We start from the raw sequence: 22,572 nt of genomic DNA on the forward strand, positions 1-22,572 counted from the left end.
CGGGACCGGTCCCGGACACGCGTCTTGCAATGGCAGGATGCACCCCATGGCGTTGACGGCACAGGTGAAGGACGAGCTCGCCCGGCTGAAGGTGGACAAGACGTCCTCACGGAAGGCCGAGGTCTCGGCCACCCTGAGGTTCGCGGGGGGCCTGCACATCATCTCCGGTCGGATCGTCATCGAGGCGGAGCTCGACACGGGCATCGCGGCTCGTCGGCTCCGGCAGGCGATCTCCGAGGTGTACGGGCACGAGAGCGAGATCATCGTCGTCTCCGGCGGTGGCCTGCGCCGGGGGAGCCGGTACGTGGTCCGCGTGGTCAAGGACGGCGAGTCCCTGGCGCGCCAGACGGGCCTCCTGGACAACCGCGGCCGACCGGTCCGCGGACTGCCGCCGCAGGTGGTGTCGGCCGGGGTCGCGGAGGCGGAGTCCGCCTGGCGCGGCGCGTTCCTCGCGCACGGCTCGCTCACCGAGCCCGGCCGGTCGTCGGCCCTCGAGGTCACGTGCCCCGGTCCGGAGGCGGCGCTCGCCCTGGTCGGCGCGGCTCGACGCCTGGGCATCGCCGCCAAGGCGCGCGAGGTGCGCGGGATCGACCGGGTCGTGATCCGGGACGGCGACGCGATCAGCGCGATGCTCGCCCGGCTCGGTGCGCACGAGACCATGCTGGTCTGGGAGGAGCGCCGCGTCCGGCGCGAGGTCCGCGGCACGGCCAACCGGCTGGCCAACTTCGACGACGCCAACCTGCGACGGTCCGCCCGCGCGGCGGTGGCGGCCGGTGCGCGTGTCGAGCGGGCGTTCGAGATCCTCGGCGACGAGCTCCCGGAGCACCTGCGCGAGGCCGGCGAGCTGCGCCTGGCGCACAAGGAGGCGTCCCTCGAGGAGCTCGGCAAGCTCGCCGTGCCGACCCTCACCAAGGACGCCGTGGCCGGCCGGATCCGCAGGCTGCTGGCCACCGCCGACAAGCGCGCGGCCGAGCTGGGCATCCCCGACACCGAGGCCGGCCTCAGCCCGGACCTGCTCGACCTCTGACGTCCCGCCTGACCTGGGGCATCATGGCCGGTGGCGTCTCATCAGGGACCTTCGTCACCGCGTGAGCCTGGTCACTGGTATAGGGTTCATGTCATCCGAACGTCACACGACGGTCATGTGTTGGGCACGAGAATTCGCCTATGCCGCCGACGTCCGGAGCGCACAGCGGCGTGCGTGACCCCATCACCAAAATGTGTGCGCCGGCCCCTCGTCGGCGCTGCCGAGGAGGGCAAGTGACCATCCGCGTCGGTATCAACGGCTTCGGCCGTATCGGGCGTAACTTCTACCGGGCCATCCTGGCTTCCGGTGCCGACATCGAGATCGTCGGCGTGAACGACCTCACGGACAACAAGACGCTCGCGCACCTGCTCAAGTACGACACCGTGCTGGGCCGGTTCCCGTTGAGCGTCGACTTCGACGACGAGAACATCATCGTCGACGGCAAGAAGATCCGTGCGCTCGAAGAGCGGGACCCGGCGAAGCTGCCGTGGGCCGAGCTCGGTGCGGACATCGTCATCGAGTCGACCGGCTTCTTCACGGACGCCACCAAGGCCAAGGCCCACCTCGAGGCCGGCGCCAAGAAGGTCATCATCTCCGCCCCGGCGAAGAACGAGGACGGCACGTTCGTCGTCGGTGTCAACCACACCGACTACGACGCCGCGACGCAGCACATCATCTCCAACGCGTCGTGCACCACGAACTGCCTCGCCCCGGTGGCCAAGGCGCTCAACGACTCGATCGGCATCGAGCGTGGTCTCATGACCACGATCCACGCCTACACGGGTGACCAGAACCTGCAGGACGGCCCCCACAAGGACCTCCGTCGTGCGCGCGCCGCGGCGCAGAACATCGTCCCGACCTCGACCGGTGCGGCCAAGGCCGTGGCGCTCGTGCTCCCGGAGCTCAAGGGCAAGCTCGACGGCTTCGCGCTGCGCGTCCCCGTCATCACGGGCTCGGCCACGGACCTGACGTTCACGGCCTCGCGTGAGGTCACCGTCGAGGAGGTCAACGCTGCGGTCAAGGCCGCCGCCGACGGCCCGCTCAAGGGCATCCTCGAGTACGTCGAGGACGAGATCGTGTCGAGCGACATCGTCACCAACCCGCACCAGAGCATCTTCGACTCCAAGCTCACCAAGGTGAGCGGCGACCTGGTCAAGATCATCGCCTGGTACGACAACGAGTGGGGCTACTCGAACAGCCTCGTCGCCCTCACGTCGTACGTCGGCGAGCGTCTCTGACGCTCACGTCGTCCCACGAGTGACGGTCATGCGTCCGCGTGCGCCCCGGCCCCTCGGCCCCGGCGCACGCGGACGCAGCCATGTCTGCCCCCGCTCGATCGAAGGTAGGAACCCATGAAGACCATCGAGGACCTCGGTGACCTGCGCGGCAAGCGCGTCCTGGTCCGCTCCGACTTCAACGTGCCGCTCGACGGCACGACCATCACGGACGACGGCCGCGTCCGCGCGGCGCTCCCGACGCTCCAGGCGCTCCTGTCCGCCGGTGCGCGCGTCGTCGTGATGGCGCACCTCGGCCGCCCCAAGGGTGCGCCCGAGGACAAGTACTCGCTCAAGCCCGTCGCGGACCGGCTCTCGGAGCTGCTCGGCCAGCCGGTCGCGCTGGCGACCGACGTCGTCGGCGACTCGGCGAAGGCGACCGTCGCCGCGCTGAAAGACGGCGAGATCGCTCTGCTCGAGAACATCCGGTTCGACGCGCGCGAGACGTCCAAGGTCGACGCCGAGCGCGCCGAGCTGGCCGGCGAGCTCGCCGCGCTGGCCGATGTCTTCGTCTCCGACGGCTTCGGCGTCGTGCACCGCAAGCAGGCGTCCGTGTACGACGTCGCGCTGGTGCTCCCGCACGCGGTCGGCAAGCTCGTCCTCAAGGAGGTCGCCTCGCTGCGCAAGGCGACCGACGACCCGGCGCGCCCGTACGTGGTCGTGCTCGGCGGCTCCAAGGTGTCGGACAAGCTCGGCGTCATCGCCAACCTGATCACCAAGGCGGACCGCCTGCTCATCGGTGGCGGGATGCTCTTCACGTTCCTCGCGGCCAAGGGCTACTCGGTGGGCAACTCGCTCCTCGAGGAGGACCAGGTCGAGACCGTCAAGGGCTACCTCGCGCAGGCGGAGGCTGCCGGCGTGGAGATCGTGCTGCCCACGGACATCGTCGTCGCCGACGAGTTCAAGGCCGACTCCCCGGCGCTGGTCGTGGCGGCCGACGCCATCCCGGACGGCAAGATCGGCCTGGACATCGGTCCCGAGTCCAGCGCACTGTTCGCGAGCAAGATCGTGGACGCCAAGACGGTCGTCTGGAACGGCCCGGCGGGCGTGTTCGAGTTCGAGGCGTTCTCCGGCGGCACGCGTGCCGTCGCGCAGGCGCTGGTCGACGCCGGCACGAACGGTGGCTTCACGATCGTCGGCGGTGGCGACTCCGCCGCGGCCGTGCGCACGCTCGGCTTCGACGAGGCCGGGTTCGGACACATCTCGACCGGTGGTGGCGCGAGCCTCGAGTTCCTCGAGGGCAAGACGCTCCCCGGTATCGCTGTTCTGGAGGACTGAGCGTTGACCACTCGCACCCCGCTGATGGCGGGCAACTGGAAGATGAACCTGGACCACCACCAGGCCACGCACACCGTGCAGAAGCTCGCGTGGACGCTCAAGGACGCCCGCCACGACTTCGCGGCCGTCGAGGTCTGCGTCCTGCCGCCGTTCACCGACCTGCGCAGCGTGCAGACGCTGGTCGACGCGGACAAGCTCGAGCTCGTCTACGGCGCGCAGGACGTCTCGGCGCACGCGTCGGGCGCCTACACCGGCGAGATCTCGCCGCTGTTCCTGGCCAAGCTCGGCGTCACCTACGTCGCGGTCGGTCACTCGGAGCGTCGCGAGTACCACAACGAGTCCGACGAGCTGATCAACGCCAAGGTGAAGTCGGCGCTCGGCGCGGGCATCGTCCCGATCCTGTGCGTCGGCGAGGTGCTCGACGTCCGCAAGGCCGGCCAGCACGTCCCGCACACGCTCGCGCAGCTGGACGGCGCCCTCGCCGGTCTGACGGCGGAGCAGGTCAAGACGATCGTCGTGGCCTACGAGCCCGTCTGGGCCATCGGCACCGGCGAGACGGCGACCCCCGAGGACGCCCAGGAGCTGGCGGCTGCCATCCGGACGCGCATCGGTGAGCTGTACGACGCCGAGACGGCCGACGCGGTCCGCGTGCTCTACGGCGGTTCGGTGAAGTCGTCGAACGTCGCGTCGATCATGGCGAAGCCCGACGTCGACGGCGCGCTGGTCGGCGGCGCGAGCCTGGACCCCGAGGAGTTCGCCGCGATCGCGCGGTACAAGTCGCACGCTGTGGGTCTCTGACCTCGGAGCGGGCAGGTCGTCTGGTCCACCAGGCGACCTGCCCGGCCACGGTGGTGGCTTATCGCCCCACTCGTCGCCTACCCTGTACCGCGGTCCACCGCAGCGTCGCTGGCTCTACCGCCGTCGACGTGCCCGCCCAGTAAGGAACTGACACCGACGTGACCGGCCTTCGTATCGCCCTCCAGGTGCTGCTGGTGCTGACCAGCCTCCTGCTCATCCCGCTCGTCCTGCTGCACAAGGGCAAGGGTGGCGGCCTCTCCGACATGTTCGGCGGCGGCATCACGAGCAGCGCGGGGAGCTCCGGCGTGGCGGAGCGGAACCTGAACCGCATCACGATCGGGACCGCGCTCGTGTGGACCGCGATCATCATCCTGCTCGGTCTCATCGAGCGCACGGTCTGAGGGGTAGGCGATGGCGAGCGGGAGTGCGATCAGGGGGTCGCGAGTCGGCGCCGGTCCGATGGGCGAGGCCGAGCGCGGGGACACCGCTCCTCGGATCTGGGTGTCGTACTGGTGCGCGAACGGCCACGAGACCCGGCCCAGCTTCGCCGAGGAGGCCGCTCTCGAGGCGCCGGCGACGTGGGACTGCCCGCGCTGCGGGTTCCCCGCCGGGCAGGACCAGGAGAACCCCCCGTCTCCGTCCAAGAACGAGCCGTACAAGACGCACCTGGCCTACGTGAAGGAGCGGCGCTCCGACGAGGACGGCGCCGCGATCCTCGACGAGGCCCTCGCTGCCCTCCGCGCCAAGCGCGGCGGTTGAGCCTGCCCCTGCCGTGAGCGGCGAGAGCCCTCGGCACGACCCGCCGGCAGAGACGCCGGTCCTCTCCGTGATGCTCGCCGTGCCGGACGCCGGGGCGGCGGCGCGCTGGTACGCGCAGGCCGTCGGCGCCACCACGCTGTGGGACCTGGGAAGCGTCGTCGGCCTCAGCATCGCCGGCGCCCCGTTCTTCCTCGGCCAACCGGAGGGCAACGGGTGGGACACCCCGACCGGGCTGGGCGGGCGGACCGTCCGCGTGGAGATCTTCGTCGACGACCCGGACGGGTTCGTCGCCCGTGCGGTCGCCTCCGGCGCCGACGGCAGCGTCGACGAGATCCGCGACCACCAGATGCCGTGGGGCACGCACCGGCAGGGCGGGTTCATCGACCCGTTCGGTCACCTGTGGTTGGTCGGCGACCGGTCGCCCCTGGCACCGCACCCCGACCGCTGAGCGGACGGCCGGAAGACCGCCCTAGCCGCGGACGCGCAGGAGCGCGAAGCCGTCGTAGCCCTTGCTGCCGACCGTCTGCACGACCGTGGCGTCGTACCGCGGGTGGTCGGTGAGCAGCTCGACCATCCGGCGGACGCCCTGCACCCGCTCGTCGGTGTGGTCCGCGTCCAGGACGGCGCCGCCGCGGACGACGTTGTCGACGATCACCACGGAGCCGGGCCGGGTGAGGGACAGGGTCTGCTCGAGGTAGCGCGGGATCGACTGCTTGTCGGCGTCGATGAACACGAGGTCGTACGGGTCGGTGCCGTCCGCGATCAACCCGTCCAGCGTGTCCGAGGCCGGTCCCACGAGGACGTCCACCAGCGCGTCGACGCCGGCCCGCGTGAGCGAGTCGGTGGCGACGCGCGCATGCTCGGGGTCGATCTCCAGCGTGGTGAGCCGGCCGTCCGTCGGCAGTGCCCGGGCGAGCCACAGGGTGCTGTAGCCGCCGAGCGTGCCGATCTCGAGGATGCGTCGGGCCCCGGCCGTCTGGGCGAGCAGGTGCAGGAGCTTGCCCTGGTTGGGCGCGACGGCGATGTCGGGCAGTCCGCCGGCGGCGGCCGCGTGCCGCGTCTCGACCAGGGCGACATCCTCGGGCGTCAGGGCGGCGAAGTAGTGGTCGACCTGTGTCCAGAGCTCGCCCGCCGCCTGCGGTGCCGGGGGGAAGGCCGCGGCCGTGGTGGAGATCGCTGACGGTGTGCCGAGGCGCTCGGTGGCGGCGATGTCGACGAGCCAGAGCGTCCGCTCGGTGCCCAGGGCACCGGCCGCCGGAGTCGTCGCGACCGGGGCACCGCGGAGCGCCGAGGCCACGGCGTCGGCCTTCTCCGCACCGGACGCCACCACCCAGACCTCGCGGGCCGAGCGGATCGCGTCGAACGTGAGGGAGACCCGCTCCGGGGGTGGCTTGGGGGAGCCGTGCACGCCGACCGTGGCGCGGCCGGTGACCTCGACCGCCTCGTGGCCGGGGAACAGCGAGGCGACGTGCCCGTCCGGTCCCATGCCGAGGAGCACTACGTCGAACGCCGGGGAGCCGGCCTCGGCGAGCTCCGCCGCGTAGGCCTCGGCGGACGCCTCGGGCGTCGAGACGTCGTCGCCGTGCGCCGGCATCGGATGCACGTTCTCGGCCGGCAGAGCGTCGCCCAGCGCGTCGAGGAGGGCGTCGCGCGCCTGGGTCTCGTTGCGGTCGGGGTCGCCCTCGGGCAGGAAGCGCTCGTCACCCCACCACAGGTGCACGCCCGACCAGTCGACCGCGTCGCGCACCGGGCTGGCGGCGACGGCCGCGAGGGACGCGATGCCGACCGTCCCGCCGGTGAGGACCACGTGGACGGGGGAGCGGTGCGACTGCACGTCGATCAGGTGCGTGAGCAGCCGCGCAGCGACGGACTCGGCCAGCACCCGGGCGTCCGGGTGGACCACCACGTCGCGGTTCACGCGTCGATCCTCGCGAGGCCCTTCTGCAGCACCTCGCCGTAGACCTCGTCCGCGTCGAGCCGGCGCAGCTCCTCCGCCAGGCACTCCCGCAGCTGGCGGATGGGCAGCGCGATCCGGTGCTCGGGCTGGTCGGGCTGGCGCAGAGCCGCCGTCTTGCCGTCCGGTCGGTCGAGCACGATGTCCCCCGAGGTCCGCTCGAGGCGCACCTGGGTGATCGCGGGGGCGCCCTTGACCCGCTCGATCTCCACCGGGCAGCGCAGCGCGTACGCGAGCCACGCGGCCATGAGGTCGACGGACGGGTGCGTGCTCTCACCGACGACGACGGCCTTGTGCACGGGCTCGAACGGCGGCTGGTCGAGCGTCGCCGCGATGAGCCCGCGCCAGAGCGTCGCCCGCGTCCAGGCCAGGTCCGTGTTGCCCGGCGCGTGCTCGGCGGCCAGCTTGCGCAGCGCCGCGTTCGGGCGGGTGACCTGCGTCGAGTCGGTGATCCGCCGTGCGGCCATCCTGCCGATGGGGTGCTCGGCGACGTTGTCGGGGATCTCGTACGGCCACCACGCGACGATCGGCGCATCCGGGAGCAGCAGCGGGATGACCAGGGTGTCCAGGTGACGCTCCAGCTGGCCGGACGGGCGCAGCACGAGGACCTCGCTGGCCCCGGCGTCGCCGCCGAGCCGGATCTGCGCGTCCAGGTTGGACGTGCGGTCCTTGGTGTCGTTGGCGATGACGATGACGCGGCAGGGATGCTCGCGGCTGGCGTCGTTGGCCGCGTCGATCGCCTCGTCGGGGTCGTGGTCGCCCACGGGGATGATGAGGGTCAGCACGCGACCGAGGGCGATCGCGCCGCCCTCGTCGCGCTCCTTGAGGAGTCGCTTGTTGATGTCCCTGGTGGTCGTCCCGGGCATCTCGATGATCATGGCCGCCTCCAGGCTCGTCCGTCGCGCGCCATCATCTTGTCCGCCGACTCCGGTCCCCAGGTGCCGGACCGGTACTCGTCGGGCTTGCCCTGCTTGGCCCAGTAGGCGGTGATCGGGTCGAGCACCTTCCAGGACAGCTCGACCTCCTCGTGCCGCGGGAACAGCGGCGGGTCGCCCAGCAGGACGTCGAGGATGAGCCGCTCGTAAGCCTCCGGCGAGGACTCGGTGAACGCGTGCCCGTACCCGAAGTCCATGGTCACGTCGCGCACCTCCATGGCCGTGCCGGGCACCTTGGCGCCGAACCGCAGCGTCACGCCCTCGTCGGGCTGCACGCGGATGACCAGGGCGTTCTTGCCCAGCTCCTCCGTGGCGGTCGACTCGAACGGGAGGTGCGGGGCGCGCTTGAACACGACGGCGATCTCCGTGACGCGACGGCCCAGGCGCTTGCCGGTGCGCAGGTAGAACGGCACCCCGGCCCAGCGGCGGTTGTCGATGTCGACGCGGATCGCGGCGAACGTCTCGGTGGTGGACTCCGGGTTGAAGCCCTCCTCCTCGAGGTAGCCGACGACCTTCTCGCCGCCCTGCCACCCGGCCGCGTACTGCCCGCGCGCGGTGTGCTTGCCGATGTCGCGCGGGAGCTTGACCGCGGAGAGGACCTTGATCTTCTCCGCCCGCAGGCCCTCGGCCTCGAACGACGCGGGCTCCTCCATCGCGGTCAGCGCGAGGAGCTGCATGAGGTGGTTCTGGATGACGTCCCGGGCGGCGCCGATGCCGTCGTAGTACCCGGCCCGGCCGCCGATGCCGATGTCCTCGGCCATGGTGATCTGGACGTGGTCGACGTAGTTGGCGTTCCAGATGGGCTCGTACAGCTGGTTGGCGAAGCGCAGGGCCAGCAGGTTCTGCACCGTCTCCTTGCCCAGGTAGTGGTCGATCCGGAAGATGTCGTCGGGCCGGAAGACGTCCGACACGATCTCGTTGAGCTCGCGGGCGCTGGCCAGGTCGTGCCCGAACGGCTTCTCGATGACGACGCGTCGCCAGGTGCCGTCCTCCGGCTGTGAGAGGCCCGAGCGGGCGAGCTGCTTGCAGACCACCGGGAACGAGCTGGGCGGGACCGAGAGGTAGAACGCGTGGTTGCCGCCCGTGCCGCGGGACACGTCGAGCTCCTCGACCGTGTCGCGCAGCCGGTCGAACGCGTCGTCGTCGTCGAAGGTGCCCTGGACGAACCGGATGCCCTCGGACAGCTGGCGCCAGGTGGCCTCACGGAACGGCGTGCGCGCGTACTCCTTGACCGAGTCGTGGACGATCTGCGCGAAGTCCTGCGTCGCCCAGTCGCGGCGAGCGAACCCCGTCAGCGCGAAGCCGGGCGGGAGCAGGCCGCGGTTGGTCAGGTCGTACACCGCCGGCATCAGCTTCTTGCGCGCGAGGTCGCCCGTGACACCGAAGATCACGAGGCCGCACGGGCCGGCGATCCGGGGGAGCCGGCGGTCACGCGGGTCGCGCAGCGGGTTGTGGCCCGCGGACACCTTGCTCGGGCTCACCTGGCGACCCCGGCCTCGTTCTGCTGTGCGGCACCCGTGAGGCCGTCCGAGACGGTGCCCAGGAGATCACCCCAGCTCGCGATGAACTTGTCCACGCCCTCGACCTCCAGCTGCTGGGTGACCTCGTCGATGTCGATCCCCAGGTCCCGCAGCCCGGCGATGACGGACTCCGATCCCTGGTGCGTTCCGGTGACCGTGTCGTGGGCGTCGCCGCCGTGGTCCGCGACCGCGTTGAGCGTGGCCTCGGGCATCGTGTTGACGACGCCGGCCACGACCAGCTCGTCGACGTAGAGCGTGTCGGGGTACGCCTTGTCCTTGACGCCCGTCGAGGCCCAGAGCGGTCGCTGCGGGTGCGCCCCGGCGCTGGCGAGCGCGGCCCAGCGGTCGGCCGCGACGACCTCCCGGTAGAGGTCGTAGGCGAGCCGGGCGTTCGCGATCGCCGCCTTGCCGCGCAGGGCCGCAGCCTGGGGGGTGCCGATCGCGTCGAGCCGGGGGTCGATGGCCGCGTCGACCCGCGAGACGAAGAACGAGGCCACCGAGGCGATGGGCGCCAGGTCGTGCCCGTTCGCCTGAGCCTTCTCCAGGCCGCTCTGGAACGCGTCGAGGACCGCGCCGTAGCGCTCGAGCGAGAAGATCAGGGTGACGTTCACGCTGATCCCCTCGGCGAGCACCGCGGTGATGGCCTGCAGCCCTTCCAGCGTGGCCGGGATCTTGATGAAGACGTTCGGGCGGTCGACGGTCGACCACAGCGACTTCGCCGACGCGATCGTCCCGTCGGTGTCCTTGGCCAGACGGGGGTCGACCTCGATCGACACGCGACCGTCCACGCCGTCCGTGGCGTCGTAGACGGGCCGCAGGACGTCGGCCGCCTGCCGGACGTCGTCGGTGGTGATCCGGAAGACCGCCGCGTCGACGTCGGCACCGTCCGCGGCGAGCTCGCGCAGCTGCTCGTCGTAGGCGTCGCCCTTCGAGAGCGCGCTGGCGAAGATGGACGGGTTCGTGGTCACCCCGACCACGCCCTTGTCCGCCACCAGGTCGGCGAGGTTCCCCGTGCGCAGGCGTTCGCGCGAGAGGTCGTCGAGCCAGATCGCGACGCCGGCCTCAGCCAGCCGTGCCAGAGGGGTGCTGCTCGGTGCCATGTCGATCCCCTTCTCCCGCTCGCCGGCCCCGGTCGTGACCGGGGCCGGCGGGCCCGTTCAGACTCAGACCTGCTGGTCGCCCGTCAGCCCCACGTTCGTGGGCAGACCGGCGCTGCTCGCGGGGCCCTCGCCACCGCGTGCTGCCGCGATCGACTCGTGCGCCGCCGCGACGACCGCCTCGGGCGTGAACCCGAACTCGCGGAAGAGCGTGTCGGCGTCGGCCGACGCTCCGTAGTGCTCGATCGAGACCGAGCGGCCGGCGTCGCCGACGAGCTTGTGCCACGACAACGCGATGCCGGCCTCGACCGAGACGCGCGCCTTCACCGACGAGGGCAGCACCGACTGGCGGTAGTCCTCGTCCTGCTCGGCGAACCACTCGAGCGACGGGGCGGACACCACGCGGGTGGCCACGCCGGCGGCCTCGAGGGTCTCGCGCGCCGCGACGGCGAGCTGGACCTCGGACCCGGTGCCGATGAGGATCACGTCCGGCGTGCCGGAGCTCGCCTCGAGCAGTACGTAGGCGCCGCGCGCAACACCGTCGGTCGTCGCGAACCCGTCCTCGCCCCGGGGGAACGTGGGGACGTTCTGGCGCGTGAGGATGAGACCGACCGGCCCGTCGGTGTGCGCGAGGATCGCCCCCCAGGCCGCCGCGGTCTCGTTGGCGTCAGCCGGCCGCACGATGGTCAGCCCGGGGATGGCGCGGACGGCGGCGAGGTGCTCGATCGGCTGGTGCGTCGGGCCGTCCTCGCCCAGACCGATGGAGTCGTGCGTCCACACGTAGATCGCCGGGACTCCCATGAGGGAGGCCAGGCGGACCGAGCCGCGCATGTAGTCGCTGAACGTGAAGAACGTCCCGCCGTACGGCCGGGTCAGGCCGTGCAGGCGGATGCCCGACAGGATCGCGCCCATGGCGTGCTCGCGGATGCCGAAGTGCAGCGTGCGGCCGAACTCGTCGCCCGCGAACTCGTGCGTCGAGCGCTTGGCGGGGATGAAGGACGGCTCGCCCTTCATGGTCGTGTTGTTGGAGCCGGCCAGGTCGGCCGAGCCGCCCCAGAGCTCCGGCAGCACGGGGGCCAGCGCGCTGAGCACCTCACCGGAGGCCGCGCGCGTGGCGACGGCCTTGCCGGCGGGGAAGACGGGGAGCGAGTCGGACCAGCCGTCGGGCAGGTCTCCCGCGACCAGCCGGTCCAGGAGCGCCGCGTTCTCGGGGTTGGCGGTGCGCCACGCGTCGAACGCGCTCTGCCACTCGGCCTTGACCGGCGCCGTGCGCGCCGAGAGCCCACGGGTGTGCGCGATGACCTCGGGGTCGACCTCGAACGTCTTGTCCGGGTCGAAGCCGAGCAGCTCCTTGAGGCCCTTGATGGCGTCGCCGCCCAGCTTGGAGCCGTGCGACGAGTGGTCGTTGGTCTTGGTCGGCGTGGGCCAGGCGATGAGGGTGCGCAGCCCGATGAACGACGGGCGGTCGGTGACCGCCTTCGCGGCCTCGATCGCCGCGTGCAGGGCGTCGATGTCCTCCTGGTAGCCGTCCGGGCCACCGGTCCAGTCCACGAACTGCACGTGCCAGCCGTACGCCGCGTAGCGCGCGACGACGTCCTCGGTGAACGCGATCTCGGTGTCGCCCTCGATCGAGATGTGGTTGTCGTCCCACACCACGATGAGGTTGCCCAGCTCCTGCGTGCCTGCGATCGACGACGCCTCGGAGGTCACGCCCTCCTGGAGGTCACCGTCGGACGCGATCACGTAGACGAAGTGGTCGAACGGGCTGGTGCCCGGCGCCGCCTCGGGGTCGAGCAGGCCGCGCTCGCGCCGGGCCGCCATGGCGAAGCCGACGGCCGAGGCTAGGCCCTGGCCGAGCGGACCGGTGGTGATCTCCACGCCGGTGGTGTGCTTGTACTCCGGGTGACCCGGGGTCTTCGAACCCCAGGTGCGCAGCGCCTCCAGGTCCTCGAGCTCCAGGCCGAAGCCGGCGAGGTACAGCTGGATGTACTGGGTCAGGCTCGAGTGGCCGGCGGACAGGACGAACCTGTCGCGGCCGAGCCAGTGCGGGTCGGCCGGGTCGTGCCGCAGCACGTTCTGGTAGAGCAGGTAGGCCGCGGGAGCGAGGCTGATCGCCGTCCCGGGGTGGCCGTTGCCGACCTTCTCGACCGCGTCGGCGGCCAGGACACGCACGGTGTCCACCGCCCGCAGGTCGACGTCGGTCCAACCGACCGTCTGGGCCAAGGGAGCCTTCGCGTTCACCGCACCTCATTTCCACCCGAGCAGGGGGCCGGGTGTCGTGTCGAACGAGATCGACATCCGCGTCGGGATGCCGGGCAGGGTGGGACGTCGCGCCGTCGCGGCGGTCGTCGGACCGTGCGTTCCGACCTTATAGCGCACCAGGGTGAGGCTGCCGGGCGTGACCATCTCCCGGCCGAGCGACCGATGTCACACCGGCCGTTGCGGCGATCCCTCGCCTGCGTCGCGCCCCTGCGCAGGCACAGGCCGTAGCATGGCTGCGCGACCCATCCCCGCCTGGAACACGAACGGACCCGCAGCGCGTGCGCCTCAGCAGCCCCCTGTCAGTCGACGACGCCGGAGCGTCCTCCGCGTCGACCCCGGGGCCTGCTGACACCGTCGTCACCGTCGCACCGAGCGGCCCGTTCGCCCGGGTGCGCAGGGCCGTCGGACCCTACGTCGCGCTGACCAAGCCCCGCGTGATCGAGCTGCTCCTCGTCACCACCCTGCCGACGATGATCCTGGCTCAGGGCGGGTTCCCCGGGTTCGGGCTCGTCGTCGCGACGCTCGTCGGCGGTGCCGCCGCGGCGGGCTCGGCCAACGTGCTGAACTGCTACCTCGACCGCGACATCGACAAGATCATGAACCGCACCAAGCGGCGGCCGATCGTCACCGGCGAGGTCTCGCCCCGGGCGGCGCTGATCTTCGGGATCGCGCTGGGCGTCCTCTCGCTCACGTGGCTGGCCGTCATGGTGAACCCGGCGTCGGCCTGGCTCACCGCCGCGGCGATCCTCATCTACGTCGTCGGCTACACCATGATCCTCAAGCGCCGCACGCCGCAGAACATCGTGTGGGGCGGTGCGGCCGGGTGCATGCCCGTGCTCATCGGCTGGTCCGCGGTCACCGGTGGCGTCTCGTGGACGGCCGCGCTGCTGTTCGGGGTCATCTTCTTCTGGACGCCGCCGCACTACTGGCCGCTGTCCATGAAGTTCCGCAAGGACTATGCCGCGGCGGGCGTCCCGATGCTCCCGGTGGTGGCCAAGGACACTCGGGTCGCGCGCGAGATGATCGCCTACACCATCGCGATGATCGCCTGCTCGCTCCTGCTGGTTCCCGTGCAGGGCATGACCTGGGTGTACGGAGTCGTCGCCCTCGGTCTCGGGCTGTGGTTCCTCTGGTCGTGCATCGGCCTGCTGCGGCGCGCGGAGCACCCGGAGTCGGGCAAGCTCCATGCGATGCGCGTGTTCCACGCGTCGATCACCTACCTCACGCTGCTGTCCGTCGCGATCGCGGTGGACGTGTTCCTGCCCCTCTGAGCGTGACTGCCACCGCGATAGACTCGGCGCTGGAGCTCTACCTCGCCCACCTCACCGTCGAGCGAGGTCTGTCGACCAACACGCTGCTGGCCTACCGCCGTGACCTGACCCGGTACACGGCCTTCCTCGAGTCGCGCGGGTACCGCGAACCGGCCGAGGTCGCCGAGCTGGACGTCGAGGACTTCCTGCTCGCCGTCCGCACGGGTTCCGACGGGCGTACCGCGCTGTCGGCCTCGTCGGCGGCCCGGATCGTCGTGGCGGTCCGCGGCTGGCACAAGTTCCTGCTGCTCGACGGAGTCACCGGCCTCGACCCCGCCCGGGCCGTGAAGCCCCCGGCCCAGCCGAAGCGCCTGCCGAAGGCGATCTCCGTGGGCGACGTCGAGCGCCTGCTGGACGCCGCCGGGCTCGGCGACGGCCCGGTGCCGCTGCGCGACCGGGCGCTCCTCGAGCTGGTCTACGGGACCGGTGCGCGCATCTCGGAGGCCGTCGGCCTGGACGTCGACGACCTCGACCGGACCCCCGGGCGCGCGTCCGTCCGGCTGTTCGGCAAGGGCAGCAAGGAGCGTGTGGTGCCGCTGGGCTCGTTCGCGCTCGACGCCGTCGAGGCGTACCTCGTCCGGTCGCGCCCGGCGCTGGCCGTGGGGAGCAGGGGCGGGTCCCCGGGGGTCTTCCTCAACACGCGGGGTGCCCGTCTCAGCCGGCAGAGCGCGTGGGCGGTGCTGCGGGTGGCCGCGCAGCGCGCGGGCCTGGCGGGTGCTGAGCACATCTCGCCGCACACCCTGCGGCACTCGTTCGCCACGCACCTCCTGGCCGGGGGAGCGGACGTGCGGGTGGTCCAGGAGCTGCTCGGTCACGCCTCGGTGACGACGACGCAGATCTACACGATGGTCACGGCGGACACGCTGCGGGAGGTCTACGCGGCGTCGCACCCGCGGGCTCGATGAGCGTCTCGGGTGCGTCGGACTGTCGCGCGGTCATCGGCGGCCGTGCTCCGGTAGGTTGTCCCGCGTGGTGAGCCAGCAGACGACCGACCCGCAGCTCGACGCCGTCGGGCGGCCGATGCCCGTGTTCCCCGAGCCTCCGCCGCTCGCGTCGCACGGTCCCGCTCGCGTGATCGCGTTGTGCAACCAGAAGGGTGGCGTCGGCAAGACGACGACCACCATCAACCTGGCCGCCGCGCTGGCCGAGTACGGCCGCAAGGTGCTCATCGTCGACTTCGACCCGCAGGGCGCCGCGTCCGTCGGCCTCGGGATCAGCCCGCACGAGCTCGATCGCACGGTCTACAACCTGCTCATGGAGCGGGACGCGGACATCCGCTCGATCATCCAGCACACGGCCACGCCCGGCCTGGACCTGCTGCCCGCCAACATCGACCTGTCGGCCGCCGAGGTCCAGCTGGTCGGCGAGGTGGCGCGCGAGTCCGTGCTGGCCCGGGTGCTGCGCCCGATCCTCGACGACTACGACGTCGTGATGATCGACTGCCAGCCGTCCCTCGGCCTGCTGACGGTCAACGCCCTCACCGCCGCGCACGGCGTGCTCATCCCGCTGGAGTGCGAGTTCTTCGCCCTGCGCGGTGTCGCGCTGCTCGTGGAGACCATCGAGAAGGTGCGCGACCGGCTCAACCCGCGGCTCGAGGTCGACGGCATCGTCGCGACGATGTACGACCCCCGCACCCTGCACGCCCGGGAGGTCGTCGCCCGGGTCAGCGAGGCGTTCGGCGACAACCTGCTGCACACGGTCATCAGCCGCACGGTGAAGTTCCCCGACGCCACCGTCGCCGCCGAGCCGATCACGACGTACGCCCCGACGCACTCCGGTGCGGCGGCCTACCGTCAGCTGGCACGTGAGCTCGTCGCCCGTGGCGACGCCGCCTGACGAGCGCGCGGTCCCGCCTGAGCAGCCCACACCTGGTGGGTCGATGTCGGCCGCGCCCGTGGGCACCCAGGCCTTCGAGGTCCACCTCACCAACTTCAGCGGCCCGTTCGATCTGCTGCTCGGCCTGATCGCCAAGCACAAGCTCGACATCACCGAGGTCGCCCTGGCGCAGGTCACCGACGAGTTCATCGCCCACATCCGGGGCGCCGAGAAGCAGTGGGACCTGGGCCAGGCCAGCGAGTTCCTGGTGATCGCCGCGACGCTCCTGGACCTCAAGGCCGCGCGGCTGCTGCCGTCCGCCGACGTCGAGGACGCGGAGGACCTGGAGCTGCTCGAGGCCCGCGACCTGCTCTTCGCCCGCCTGCTCCAGTACCGCGCGTACAAGCTGGTCGCGGCGGACCTGGCGGAGCGCTTCGCCACCGAGGGCCGCCGGTTCCCCCGCCTCGTCAGCCTGGAGCCTCACCTGGCCGCTCTGCTGCCCGAGCTGATCTGGCAAATCGGCCCGGAGCAGCTGGCCGCCCTGGCGGCGAAGGCCGAACAGCCCAAGGCGGCGCCGCCCGGCGTCGACATCAGCCACCTGCACGCCCCCGCGGTGAGCGTCCGCGAGCAGGCCGCCGTCCTGGTGGACCGGCTGCGGCACGGGGGGTCCATGTCGTTCCGAGCGCTGACCGCCGATGCCGGCGCGACGGTGGTGGTGGTGGCCCGCTTCCTCGCCCTGCTGGAGCTGTTCCGGGAGGGCGCGGTCGCATTCGACCAGGTCACGCCGCTGGGCGAGCTGACCGTCCGGTGGACCGGCGCCGAGGACGGCGAGATCGAGGTGTCCGACGACTTCGACACGCTGGACACGACACTCGACGAAGAACTTGCCCGTGACGGGGCACCCGAGGAGGACGCATGAGCGAGCAGACGGTTCCCGAGGACGAGCAGCCGGAGTCGGCCGCCGCGGACGAGCTCGCCTTCGACGTGGACGACCTGCCCGGGGGCGCGCTGGCCGCGCTCGAGGCGGTGCTCATGGTCGCCGACGAGCCCATCCCGGCCGTCCGGCTGGCGACCGTGCTCGCGCTGCCGACCGCCCGTGTCGAGTCGCTCCTGGACGAGCTGGCGCGCGAGTACCGCGGCGAGACCGGGGGCAGGCCCCGCGGGTTCGAGGTGCGGCGGGCCGGCGACGGTTGGCGGGTCTACTCGGCGCCCGTGTACGCGGACGTCGTCGGGCGGTTCGTCCTGGAGGGACAGACCGCGCGGCTCACGCAGGCCGCGCTCGAGACGCTCGCCGTCATCGCGTACCGCCAGCCCGTGACCCGCGGGCAGGTCTCCGCCGTGCGAGGCGTGAACGTCGACGGAGTCGTGCGCACCCTGACCACGCGCGGCTTGGTGGCCGAGGTGGGCACCGATCCGTCCAGCGGTGCGGTGCTCTACCAGACCACGGGATACTTCTTGGAGCGGATGGGGCTGTCCAGCCTGGACGAGATGCCTCCGCTCGCGCCCTACCTTCCTGACATCGACTCCTTCGAGGGTGTCGATCAGGCGATCGGAGACAGCAGATGAGCCCGCAGGAACGACGGTCAGGGGGCGCCGGGTCCTCCGGCGGTCAGTCCGGCGGCAGCCGGAGCGGCGGCTCCGGCGCACCGCGCGGCAGCGGAGGGTCGGGCGCCAGCCGCGGCGGCAGCGCCGGCGGATACCGGGGTGGGAGCTCCGGCGCCTCCGGTGGCGGCGGCTACCGCGGGACCGGCGGCGGCGAGGGCTACCGCGGGGGCAGCACCGGCGGCGGCGGCGGCTCGCGCGGTGGCAGCTCGGACGGGTACCGCGGGGCCGGCACCGGTGGGGGGTCGCGCGACGGCGGTGGCTACCGCGGCGGCCAGGGCGCGGCTGGCGGCTCCCGTGACGGCGGCGGCTACCGCGGCGGTCAGAGCGGCGGCGGGTCGCGCGACGACGGCGGGTACCGCGGCGGTTCGGGTGGCGACTCGCGTGCCAGCGGCTACCGGGGTGGTTCGGGCGACGCGCGCAGCAGCGGCGGCTACCAGGGTGGCTCGGGTGGCGACTCGCGGAGCAGTGGCGGCTACCGGGGTGGCTCGGGTGGCGACTCGCGCAGCAGCAGTGGCGGCCACCAGGGTGGCTCGGGTGGCGACTCCCGCAGCAGCGGCGGCTACCGAGGTGCTGCGGGTGACTCTCGCGACAGCGGTGGCTACCGCGGTGGCGACTCTCGCGACGGTGGACGCTCCCGGGGTGGCGACTCGCACGGCAGCGCCGAGGGCTACCGCGGCGGAGCTTCAGCGGGCGGCAGCCCTCGTGGGGCTACGGGCGGGGCGTCGCGCGGCGGGCCGAGCTCGTCCTCGCGTGGCGGCGCGCCCCGACCCAAGACCGGCAGCGGCTACCCGCGCAGCGGTGGGACCGGGCGCCCTCGTACCGACGGGGCGTCGAGCCGACCCAAGAAGCCGAGCCGCACCCCCGAGGTGACGATCGACGTCCACGACCCGGACGGCGTGCGCCTGCAGAAGGTGCTCGCGGCGGCGGGCCTCGGCTCGCGGCGGTCGTGCGAGGACCTCATCTCGGCGGGCCGCGTGACGGTCGACGGCAACAAGGTGCTCGAGCTCGGCGTGCGCGTGGACCCGCTCACGGCGGTCATCCACGTGGACGGCATGCGCGTGCAGCTGGACTCGTCGATCATCACCATCGCCCTCAACAAGCCCAAGGGCGTGGTCTCGACCATGCACGACCCCGAGGGCCGACCGTCGATCGGGCAGTTCGTCTCCGACCGCGAGGAGCGGCTGTTCCACGTCGGCCGCCTGGACGCCGAGACCGAGGGCCTCATCCTGCTGACCAACGACGGTGACCTGGCCAACCGCCTGTCCCACCCGTCGCACGGCGTCACCAAGGTCTACCTGGTCCAGCTGGAGGGACGCGTCACGCCCTCGCTCGGAGCACGGCTGATCAAGGGCGTGGAGCTCGAGGACGGTCTGGCCAAGGTGGACAAGTTCCAGATCGTCCAGACCACCCCGCAGGCCAGCCTGGTGGAGATCGAGCTGCACGAGGGCCGCAACCGCATCGTGCGGCGCATCTTCGACGAGGTCGGCTACCCGGTCACGCAGCTGGTCCGCACACAGATCGGCCCGATCCGCCTGGGCGACCTCAAGCCGGGTCGCACGCGCGTGCTCTCGAAGACCGAGGTGGGCTCCCTGATGACACGGGTGGGCATGTGACGCTGGCGACGCGAGGCCCGGTGCGGATCGTCGGCACCGGGCTGCTGGGCACGTCGGTGGGGCTCGCGCTCGCCACGCACGGCGTGGACGTCGTGCTGCACGACCCGTCGCGCACGGCCCTGGCGCTCGCGCGAGACGTCGGCGCGGGCCGACCGGCGGGCCCGGACGACGCCGCGCCGACCCTCATCGTGGTCGCCGCGCCGCCGGACGTCACGGCGGACGTGGTGCGCGCCGAGCTCGAGGCGTACCCGGACGCGGTCGTCACCGACGTGGCGAGCGTCAAGGGCTACGTGCTGGCGGAGCTCAAGGCCGCCGGCGCGGACCTCACCCGGTACGTCGGCTCCCACCCCATGGCGGGCCGCGAGCGCTCCGGCCCGTCCGCCGCGGTGCCGGACCTGTTCCTCGGGCGGCCGTGGGTGATCGCTGACTCGGGCTCGTCGAGCCCCGACGCGGTGCTGGCGGTGCGCTCGCTCGCCGTCGACCTCGGTGCGGTGCCGGTGACGATGGACGCCGACGCGCACGACGCCGCGGTCGCCGCGGTCTCGCACGTGCCGCAGGTGGCTGCGAGTCTCGTCGCCGCTCGCCTGCGGGCGACCGACGAGGCTGCGCTGGGCCTCGCCGGGCAGGGCTTGCGGGACGTCACGCGCCTCGCGGCGTCGGACCCGGCGCTGTGGACCTCGATCCTCGCCGCGAACGCGTCGGCCGTCCGCGACGTCCTGGTGGAGCTGCGCACGGACCTCGACACCGTCATCGACGCGCTGCGCCAGGCCGCCGCGGCGGACGGTCCGGAGACGGTCGAGCTGGGCGCGCTCGCCACATTGGCGCAGGCCATCGCCGACGGGAACGCCGGCGTCGCACGGATCCCCGGCAAGCACGGCGGCGCGCAGCGGACCTACGGCGTCGTCACTGTGCTGGTGCCCGACGCCCCGGGGGAGCTGGCGCGGCTGCTCACCGAGGTGGGCGAGGTCGGCGTGAACCTGGAGGACCTGCACCTCGAGCACGCAGCCGGCCGGCCGGTCGGCATGGCGGAGATCTCGGTGCTGCCCGGCAGCGTGGAGCACCTCGAGGCGGAGCTGACGGCCCGCGGATGGAGACTGGTGAGTTGAGCAGGCCGATGGTCGTGGCGATCGACGGGCCCTCGGGTTCCGGGAAGTCGAGCGTCTCGCGGGGGGTGGCGAGCGCGCTGGGGCTGGCGTACCTCGACACCGGCGCGATGTACCGCGCGGCGACGTGGTGGTGCCTGCACCAGGGGATCCCGCTCACCGACACCGCCGCGGTGGCCGCGCAGGTGCGCGTGCTGCCGCTGGTCATGGGGACGGACCCGGCAGGGCCGACCGTCCACGTCGGCGGGATCGACGTCGGCGAGGCGATCCGGGAGACCGCGATCTCATCGGCGGTCAGCGCGGTGGCGACCAACCTGGAGGTCCGTGCCGAGCTCGGCCGCCTCCAGCGGGCGACCATCGACGAGGCACGCGCTCGCGCGGGGATCGTCGCGGAGGGACGGGACATCACGACGGTCGTCGCGCCGGACGCGGACGTGCGGGTGCTGCTGACCGCGAGCGAGGAGGCGCGGCTGTCGCGGCGCGCGCGCGACGTGCACGGCTCCGACGATGCCGCCGCCGTCGAGGCGACGCGCGACCAGGTGCTCCGCCGCGACGCCGACGACTCGACCGTGGTGCAGTTCCACGAGGCCGCGGACGGGGTGGTCACCGTCGACTCCTCGCACCTCGACCTCGACCAGACCGTGCGGGCCGTGCTCGACGTCGTCGAGTCGGTCGTCGGCCCTCGGTCGTGAGCACCACCGTGGGCCCGTCCGAGAGCGGCCCCCGCTGGGCGCGCTGGATCGGCCGGTTCCTGGCGCATGTCGTCTGGAACACCGAGGTGGTCGGCTCCCACCTGGTCCCCACCGACGGCCCGGTCCTGTTCGCCGCGAACCACACCGGCATCATCGACGGCCCGATCGTGCTCGGCGTGTCGCCCCGGCCCTCGCACATGCTGGTCAAGTCGGAGATGTTCTGGGGTCCGGTCGGCTCGGTGCTGCGCGCCGCCGGCCAGATCCCCGTCGAGCACGACGGCGGACGCTCCGCGCTGAACAACGCGCTCGTCGTGCTGCGGCGCGGAGGCGTCGTCGGTGTGTTCCCCGAGGGCAACCGTGGCAAGGGGGATGCGGCAAGCGCCCGCGCCGGGATCACCTGGCTCGCCCTCAACGGGCATGCGCCGGTGGTGCCGGTGGCCGTGCTCGGCACCCGTCGGACGGGGGAGTCGGTGGGCCACGTCCCCGGTCTGCGACGTCGGCTGGCGATCGAGTTCGGGGCGCCGCTCGTCCTGGAGCGCGCCGCGGGGACGTCCGGTCGGGCGGCTCTGGAGCAGGCCAACGAGGCCATCCGCGTCGCGCTGGCGCAGCTGGTCGACGGCGCCGTCGTCCGCACCGGCCTGCTGCTGCCCACCGACGACCCGAACCGCGAGCGCTCACCGCGATGACCGCGTGGGAGTGGGACCGGTCGTTGTTCGCCGGCACCGCCCGGCACTACGTCGTCGGCCGCCTGCCGTACCCGCCGGAGCTGGCCGACGCCCTGCGGGACACGCTCGGCCTGGACGGCACGGGCCGGCTGCTCGACGTCGGCTGCGGACCGGGCTCGCTGACGCTGCTGCTGGCACCCCTGTACTCCGCGTCCGTCGGGCTGGACCCGGACCCGGACATGCTGGCCGAGGCGGCCCGCGCCACGGGCTCGGCACCGGTGGAGTGGAGACAGCTGCGCGCCGAGGACCTGCCTGCCGACCTTGGCACCTTCCGCACCGTCGTGTTCGCGCAGTCCTTCCACTGGATGGACCAGCCCCTGGTGGCCGAGCGCATCCGCCCGATGCTCGACGCCGGCGGGGCGTGGGTGCACGTGGCGGCGATGACCCATCGCGGGCTCGACAGCGATCTCCCGCTCCCGCACCCGCCCTGGGACCGCATCGACCAGCTCGTCGTGGACTACCTCGGTCCCGTCCGCCGTGCCGGGCGCGGAGTCCTGCCCGACGGGACGCGCGGAGGCGAGGACGACGTGATGCGCGCGGCGGGCTACCGGGGCCCGGAGCGGCTCGTGATCCCGCGCGGCGAGGTGGTGGAGCGGACCACCGACGACGTGGTCGCGGCCGTCCTGTCCTTGTCCAGCTCCGCCCCGCACCTGTTCGGCGACCGCCTCGTGGACTTCGAGAAGGACCTGCGCGAGCTGCTCGGCGAGGGCCCGTTCGCCGAGCGGGCGCGCGACGTGGCGGCCGCGATCTGGCGGCCGTGACCGGGCTCTCGCGCTGGTAGTCGTCCTGCGGTCGGTGCGCAGGG

At 72.4% G+C, this 22,572-nt stretch carries 22 protein-coding genes; 17 read left to right on the top strand and 5 right to left on the bottom strand.

Annotation, left to right across the window (positions count from 1 at the left end):
* The first annotated feature begins 46 nt into the window (after positions 1-46).
* From whiA to ACO06A_RS18620, 7 genes are all read left to right on the top strand, one after another.
* The gene (gene whiA / locus ACO06A_RS18590) at positions 47-1,027 is read left to right on the top strand and encodes a DNA-binding protein WhiA (RefSeq protein ID WP_056094552.1); all 981 of its coding nucleotides are present in this window, start codon (positions 47-49) and stop codon (positions 1,025-1,027) included.
* 233 nt (positions 1,028-1,260) lie between these two features.
* The gene (gene gap / locus ACO06A_RS18595) at positions 1,261-2,265 is read left to right on the top strand and encodes a type I glyceraldehyde-3-phosphate dehydrogenase (RefSeq protein WP_056094555.1); all 1,005 of its coding nucleotides are present in this window, start codon (positions 1,261-1,263) and stop codon (positions 2,263-2,265) included.
* A gap of 114 nt (positions 2,266-2,379) precedes the next feature.
* Positions 2,380-3,579 (top strand): phosphoglycerate kinase, encoded by a 1,200-nt coding sequence (locus ACO06A_RS18600; protein ID WP_421733674.1) that lies wholly within the window; start codon positions 2,380-2,382, stop codon positions 3,577-3,579.
* Positions 3,580-3,582: 3 nt separating this feature from the next.
* Entirely contained in the window at positions 3,583-4,377 is a 795-nt protein-coding gene (gene tpiA / locus ACO06A_RS18605; RefSeq protein ID WP_421733675.1) for a triose-phosphate isomerase, read from the top strand.
* Between the two features lie 158 nt (positions 4,378-4,535).
* Complete coding sequence (gene secG, locus ACO06A_RS18610) at positions 4,536-4,778, top strand: preprotein translocase subunit SecG (RefSeq protein ID WP_175349555.1); 243 nt, start codon at positions 4,536-4,538, stop codon at positions 4,776-4,778.
* A 10-nt stretch (positions 4,779-4,788) separates the two neighbouring features.
* Positions 4,789-5,136, top strand: coding sequence for an RNA polymerase-binding protein RbpA (locus tag ACO06A_RS18615; RefSeq protein ID WP_175349554.1), 348 nt, complete (start codon positions 4,789-4,791; stop codon positions 5,134-5,136).
* Between the two features lie 13 nt (positions 5,137-5,149).
* A complete protein-coding gene (locus ACO06A_RS18620; RefSeq protein ID WP_421733676.1) occupies positions 5,150-5,584 on the top strand; it encodes a VOC family protein in 435 nt (144 codons plus the stop codon).
* A 21-nt stretch (positions 5,585-5,605) separates the two neighbouring features.
* Here the strand turns inward: ACO06A_RS18620 and pgl are convergent, their stop codons facing one another.
* The 5 genes from pgl to tkt all read right to left on the bottom strand — a co-directional run bounded on the left by pgl (position 5,606) and on the right by tkt (position 12,883).
* Positions 5,606-7,054, bottom strand: a complete 1,449-nt coding sequence (gene pgl, locus ACO06A_RS18625; protein ID WP_421733677.1) for a 6-phosphogluconolactonase — start codon at positions 7,052-7,054, stop codon at positions 5,606-5,608.
* Entirely contained in the window at positions 7,051-7,968 is a 918-nt protein-coding gene (locus tag ACO06A_RS18630) for a glucose-6-phosphate dehydrogenase assembly protein OpcA (RefSeq protein WP_421733678.1), read from the bottom strand. Before ACO06A_RS18630 ends, pgl begins: the two co-directional genes overlap by 4 nt.
* Complete coding sequence (gene zwf, locus ACO06A_RS18635) at positions 7,965-9,506, bottom strand: glucose-6-phosphate dehydrogenase (RefSeq protein ID WP_421733679.1); 1,542 nt, start codon at positions 9,504-9,506, stop codon at positions 7,965-7,967. The genes ACO06A_RS18630 and zwf overlap by 4 nt, the downstream gene beginning before the upstream one ends.
* Complete coding sequence (gene tal, locus ACO06A_RS18640; RefSeq protein ID WP_421733680.1) at positions 9,503-10,645, bottom strand: transaldolase; 1,143 nt, start codon at positions 10,643-10,645, stop codon at positions 9,503-9,505. Before tal ends, zwf begins: the two co-directional genes overlap by 4 nt.
* Positions 10,646-10,708: 63 nt before the next feature.
* Complete coding sequence (gene tkt, locus ACO06A_RS18645) at positions 10,709-12,883, bottom strand: transketolase (RefSeq protein WP_421733681.1); 2,175 nt, start codon at positions 12,881-12,883, stop codon at positions 10,709-10,711.
* Positions 12,884-13,182: 299 nt separating this feature from the next.
* Here tkt and ACO06A_RS18650 point away from each other — a divergent pair, with 299 nt between their 5' ends.
* From ACO06A_RS18650 to ACO06A_RS18695, 10 genes are all read left to right on the top strand, one after another.
* Positions 13,183-14,175, top strand: coding sequence for a heme o synthase (locus ACO06A_RS18650; RefSeq protein WP_421733682.1), 993 nt, complete (start codon positions 13,183-13,185; stop codon positions 14,173-14,175).
* A 2-nt stretch (positions 14,176-14,177) separates the two neighbouring features.
* A complete protein-coding gene (locus ACO06A_RS18655; RefSeq protein WP_421733683.1) occupies positions 14,178-15,119 on the top strand; it encodes a site-specific tyrosine recombinase XerD in 942 nt (313 codons plus the stop codon).
* A 115-nt stretch (positions 15,120-15,234) separates the two neighbouring features.
* On the top strand, positions 15,235-16,050 hold the full coding sequence (locus tag ACO06A_RS18660) for a ParA family protein (protein ID WP_210768369.1): 816 nt from the start codon (positions 15,235-15,237) through the stop codon (positions 16,048-16,050).
* A 43-nt stretch (positions 16,051-16,093) separates the two neighbouring features.
* Entirely contained in the window at positions 16,094-16,948 is an 855-nt protein-coding gene (locus ACO06A_RS18665; RefSeq protein ID WP_175349772.1) for a segregation and condensation protein A, read from the top strand.
* A complete protein-coding gene (gene scpB, locus ACO06A_RS18670; RefSeq protein WP_421733684.1) occupies positions 16,945-17,595 on the top strand; it encodes an SMC-Scp complex subunit ScpB in 651 nt (216 codons plus the stop codon). The genes ACO06A_RS18665 and scpB overlap by 4 nt, the downstream gene beginning before the upstream one ends.
* On the top strand, positions 17,592-19,247 hold the full coding sequence (locus ACO06A_RS18675) for a pseudouridine synthase (protein ID WP_421733685.1): 1,656 nt from the start codon (positions 17,592-17,594) through the stop codon (positions 19,245-19,247). Before scpB ends, ACO06A_RS18675 begins: the two co-directional genes overlap by 4 nt.
* Entirely contained in the window at positions 19,244-20,353 is a 1,110-nt protein-coding gene (locus tag ACO06A_RS18680) for a prephenate dehydrogenase (protein WP_421733686.1), read from the top strand. Before ACO06A_RS18675 ends, ACO06A_RS18680 begins: the two co-directional genes overlap by 4 nt.
* Positions 20,335-21,042, top strand: coding sequence for a (d)CMP kinase (cmk, locus tag ACO06A_RS18685; protein WP_421733688.1), 708 nt, complete (start codon positions 20,335-20,337; stop codon positions 21,040-21,042). The genes ACO06A_RS18680 and cmk overlap by 19 nt, the downstream gene beginning before the upstream one ends.
* Positions 21,039-21,728: a lysophospholipid acyltransferase family protein gene (locus ACO06A_RS18690; protein ID WP_421733689.1), complete on the top strand. Its 690-nt coding sequence runs from the start codon at positions 21,039-21,041 to the stop codon at positions 21,726-21,728. Before cmk ends, ACO06A_RS18690 begins: the two co-directional genes overlap by 4 nt.
* Entirely contained in the window at positions 21,725-22,528 is an 804-nt protein-coding gene (locus ACO06A_RS18695; protein ID WP_421733690.1) for a class I SAM-dependent methyltransferase, read from the top strand. Before ACO06A_RS18690 ends, ACO06A_RS18695 begins: the two co-directional genes overlap by 4 nt.
* Positions 22,529-22,572: the final 44 nt, after the last annotated feature.

Origin of the sequence: Cellulomonas sp. (assembly GCF_965229465.1) — a bacterium.
Taxonomy (GTDB): domain Bacteria; phylum Actinomycetota; class Actinomycetes; order Actinomycetales; family Cellulomonadaceae; genus Cellulomonas.

What these genes read in the sequence shown, in the direction of transcription:
- ACO06A_RS18630 (WP_421733678.1), bottom strand. Translation starts at nt 7,968, where the DNA reads ATGATCATCGAGATGCCCGGGACGACCACCAGGGACATCAACAAGCGA.
- ACO06A_RS18695 (WP_421733690.1), top strand. Translation starts at nt 21,725, where the DNA reads ATGACCGCGTGGGAGTGGGACCGGTCGTTGTTCGCCGGCACCGCCCGG.
- ACO06A_RS18615 (WP_175349554.1), top strand. Translation starts at nt 4,789, where the DNA reads ATGGCGAGCGGGAGTGCGATCAGGGGGTCGCGAGTCGGCGCCGGTCCG.
- ACO06A_RS18660 (WP_210768369.1), top strand. Translation starts at nt 15,235, where the DNA reads ATGCCCGTGTTCCCCGAGCCTCCGCCGCTCGCGTCGCACGGTCCCGCT.
- whiA (WP_056094552.1), top strand. Translation starts at nt 47, where the DNA reads ATGGCGTTGACGGCACAGGTGAAGGACGAGCTCGCCCGGCTGAAGGTG.
- tal (WP_421733680.1), bottom strand. Translation starts at nt 10,645, where the DNA reads ATGGCACCGAGCAGCACCCCTCTGGCACGGCTGGCTGAGGCCGGCGTC.
- scpB (WP_421733684.1), top strand. Translation starts at nt 16,945, where the DNA reads ATGAGCGAGCAGACGGTTCCCGAGGACGAGCAGCCGGAGTCGGCCGCC.
- ACO06A_RS18600 (WP_421733674.1), top strand. Translation starts at nt 2,380, where the DNA reads ATGAAGACCATCGAGGACCTCGGTGACCTGCGCGGCAAGCGCGTCCTG.
- ACO06A_RS18665 (WP_175349772.1), top strand. Translation starts at nt 16,094, where the DNA reads ATGTCGGCCGCGCCCGTGGGCACCCAGGCCTTCGAGGTCCACCTCACC.
- cmk (WP_421733688.1), top strand. Translation starts at nt 20,335, where the DNA reads ATGGAGACTGGTGAGTTGAGCAGGCCGATGGTCGTGGCGATCGACGGG.
- ACO06A_RS18675 (WP_421733685.1), top strand. Translation starts at nt 17,592, where the DNA reads ATGAGCCCGCAGGAACGACGGTCAGGGGGCGCCGGGTCCTCCGGCGGT.